Origin of the sequence: Curtobacterium sp. VKM Ac-1376 (assembly GCF_015351025.1) — a bacterium.
GTDB lineage: Bacteria > Actinomycetota > Actinomycetes > Actinomycetales > Microbacteriaceae > Curtobacterium.
In genome coordinates this window covers 1-3,504 of sequence record NZ_JADKRV010000040.1, presented here as the reverse complement: position 1 = coordinate 3,504, position 3,504 = coordinate 1, and the positions used below count along the sequence as shown (strand labels likewise).

General features: G+C 70.9%; 2 protein-coding genes. One reads left to right on the top strand and one right to left on the bottom strand.

The window, feature by feature from the left end; all coding sequences use genetic code 11:
- Nucleotides 1-355 precede the first annotated feature (355 nt).
- On the top strand, nt 356-2,260 hold the full coding sequence (locus tag ITJ56_RS17980; protein ID WP_194632002.1) for an IPT/TIG domain-containing protein: 1,905 nt from the start codon (nt 356-358) through the stop codon (nt 2,258-2,260).
- Between the two features lie 229 nt (nt 2,261-2,489).
- Here the strand turns inward: ITJ56_RS17980 and ITJ56_RS17975 are convergent.
- Nucleotides 2,490-3,504, bottom strand: a 1,015-nt coding sequence (locus tag ITJ56_RS17975; RefSeq protein WP_228518186.1) for a signal peptidase I, incomplete at its 5' end; no start/stop codon positions are given.

Here is a 3,504-nt window from a genome sequence, read left to right as displayed (position 1 = left end):
CCAATCGGCCGTCCAGGACCGCTTCGAACGATGTCTGCGCGGCAGATTTCGCACTCCCGGAGCACTCCGCAGATAGGCGTAGACCGTTCGGTGGTCTCGTCGAAGTTCCGCGAGATGTGAAGGGAAGTCGTGCAGTGAGGGCGCTTGCCACTGGTTCGGGTCCGGTGCAGGCGCCCTCGCAGTACAGCCCATCGGGGCCATGCCCCGTCTGCACCATTAGCACCTGGGCGAGCGATTGTCACCCCCCCCGAACGAGGGTGTGCCCTGGGGGAACAAGCAACGTAGCGTCCGTCCTGAGAGTCACTCAATCAGAAGGAGCACCATGCAACGACGCGTGGGAATACGAGTCGCAGCGATGTCTATCGCCGCCGGGACCGCCCTGGGAGGCGCGCTCGTGGTCGCGAGCCCCGCCGCAGCAGCACCCGGGGACGCCGCAGCCGTCGGGATCAGTGCCGACGTCGCAGTGCCGAATCTCGCGGGCATCGTCGGGCTCACCGCCGACGTGTCCGCCGGTGCCGTCTCGGTCGCTGGCACGGGGACCGACGAGTTCGACGGCGACGCCGCGGCGCTCGTCGCGGCAGCGGTCGCGGACATTGGCGCTGGGGTCGTCACGACCTCGGCCAGCAGCGACACGACACGCTCGACGGCGGCCGCGGAGATCGCCGGCGCCTCGGTCGAGCTCTTCGGCCTCGACGTCCTGACCGCGGACGCCGCGACCGCCACCGCCACCTGCCCGGTCGGCGGTACTCCGACGAGCGACGCGCTCCTCACGGGCCTGACCGTGTTCGGCCAGGGGGTCACCCTTGACGTCGACACCCCGACCTTCTCGAACGCGACGGCGCTGACGGGCGCCCTCGCCGGTGTCACCCTGACAGTCGACCTGGCCCGCACGACGACCGCGACGGGCACGACCGCCGCCGCCACCGCGGTCGTCGCCACCGTCACCCTCGACGGTACGGCCGCCGGCATCACCCTCACCGACGACACTGTCGCCACCGTCATCCTCGCGCAGGCGAACTGCGAGACCCCGACCGCTGCGGCCGCACCCGTCACGGTCGCCGACATCACCCCGGGCACCGGCCCCACCACCGGCGGCCAGACCGTCACGATCACTGGCTCCGGCTTCGGCGATGACACGACGGTCACGTTCGCCGGCGTCCCGGCAACCGACGTCACGGTCGCGGCCGATGGCACGTCCCTGACCGCGGTGACGCCCGCCGGACCTGCCGGCACGACGACTGCGGCCGTCACGAGCGGCGGCACCTCGGACGGCCTCCCCTACGTCTACGTCGCCCCGACGGTCACCACGCTCTCCCCCGCCGAGGGTCCGACCACCGGTGGTACGACGGTGACGATCACCGGCACCGGCCTGCAGGCAGCTGACGAGGTCCGCTTCGGCGACACCCTCGCCGACGTGCAGTCCGTGTCCGACGACGGCACCACCATCGTCGTCACCACGCCGGCCGGCACGGGTCTGGTCGACGTCACCGTCGGCTTCCCCGGCGACACCGCCCTCACCGCTCCGGTGCAGTTCCGCTACGGGGCTGCGGCCGCCGCCCCGACCGTGACCGGCATCAGCCCCGCCGCCGGCCCGACCGCCGGTGGCCAGACCGTCGTCGTCTCGGGCACCGGCCTCGCCGGGACAACCGAGGTCACCTTCGACGGCGTGCCCGCCACGATCGTCGGCACGCCGACCGACACGAGCGTCACCGTCACCACACCGGCCGGGACGACCGGCACCGCCGACGTGGCCGTCACCGGCCCGGCCGGCACGGCCGTCGCCGACGACGCCTATACCTACCTGCCTGTCCCCGCGGTCACCGGTGCCACGCCCGGTTCCGGACCGACCACGGGCGGCACGACCGTCACCCTGACCGGTGACGGCTTCATCCCCGGCGCCACCACCGTCACGATCTGCGACGTCACGATCGACCCGGCCGACGTCACCGTCTCGGAGGACGGCACCGAGCTGACCTTCACCACCCCGGCCTGTGCCGCGGGCACCGCGGCCATCACCGTCAGCACCGCAGGCGGCACGAGCGACGACGAGACGGCGTTCGCCTACCTCACGGCCGGTGGTGCCACCGGAGGCACGGCTGGTGACGGCACCACGGGCACGGTCGGAAGCGGCACCGGGACCACCGGAACCCTCGCCTTCACCGGGTCGGACCCGCGTGCGGGCATCGTGACCGCGATCACGCTGCTCCTGCTGGGCGCGGCGACGGCGGTGTTCGGGTACCGCCGACGCCGACAGGCCTAACCGGACACGCATCCGCTGACGGCAGCGAGGGCCGGGTCCGCACCACCGGTGCGAACCCGGCCCTCGTCCTTGTCAGCGTCGCTGACGCCGGCCTGCCCGACGGGGCATCATCAGCGCGACGGCATGTCAGCGACAGAAGCGGAAGTCGATGCTGACGTTGAGCGAGGAGAACCCACGGCACCCTTCTGGCGTCGGGTGCATCTCTAACCGGGTTTCTCTCTCCAGCGTTTCAGGCGCAGCTGGTGCGGCCGAGGCCGAGGAACCGGACGGTGGTGATGCGGACGGTGCTGTCCGACGCAGTGGTCCAGGTGTCGGTGAGGTCGGTGCGGATGGTGATGGTTGAGCTCCGGAAGGAGAAGAGCCCTGATGAGCTGATCGTGGTGGTGCGAGCGGTGCCGGTGCTGGTGTCACTGCTCGCTACGCCGTCGATGAGGGTCGTGAAACGCTCGGGCAGGGCTCCGTTGTAGCTCCACCCGATGGTGACGGAACCGTTCGTGTTGGTGGTGCAGGTCAAGCCGGTGGCCGGCGTTGCCGCGGCGGTCGCGATGACGCTCACCGGCGTCGCAGCGGTTGCAGAGAAGGCTGCTGCTGCCGCAGGTGCCGGTACCGCCAGAGCGACCGTGACGGCCACTGCCGCAGCGAAGACGGCCGAAGCGGTGCGGGGACGGCGGGGCGTTGCGCGGTGTCGGCCGTGGGGACCTGATGGTGTGGTCGGTGCGCGAGGAGTCGAGACAGCCGGGAGCACCGCGAGGCCGGTGAGGAGGACGAGGCCGGCGCCCAGCGTGAGGAGCGGCACGGATCGATGTTCTGCCACCCACAGGATCGGGGTACCGATCAGCGGGATGCGGAGGTACCCGACGCCCGTCACCGTGGAACGGGAGATGTGGGTGGAGTCAGCAGCCGGGTTCGCGTCACCCTTCGTGGTGAGGGTTCCGTCGCTGTTGAGGGAGTCGAAGCGGTGCAGTCGCAGCGTGCCGACGTGATCGGGGTCGGCGAAGAGCAGAACCTGCCCCTTCCGGAGTTCCTCAGGAGGGACGGTCTTGCTGACCACGACATCTCCCGGGTGCAGTGACGGTTCCATCGACCCGGTCATCACCGTGGTCGTGTGCCACCCGAGAATCAGCGGCACCACGGCCCAGAACGCGAGCCCGATGAGGGCGGCGAGGACGGCACGAGCGCCGAGCACCACGGCAAACCGTCCCCACAGCGACGCACGCATCGTCGGCTCCCTTGCAATCGTCTCC

What these genes read in the sequence shown, in the direction of transcription:
- ITJ56_RS17980 (WP_194632002.1), top strand. Translation starts at nt 356, where the DNA reads ATGTCTATCGCCGCCGGGACCGCCCTGGGAGGCGCGCTCGTGGTCGCG.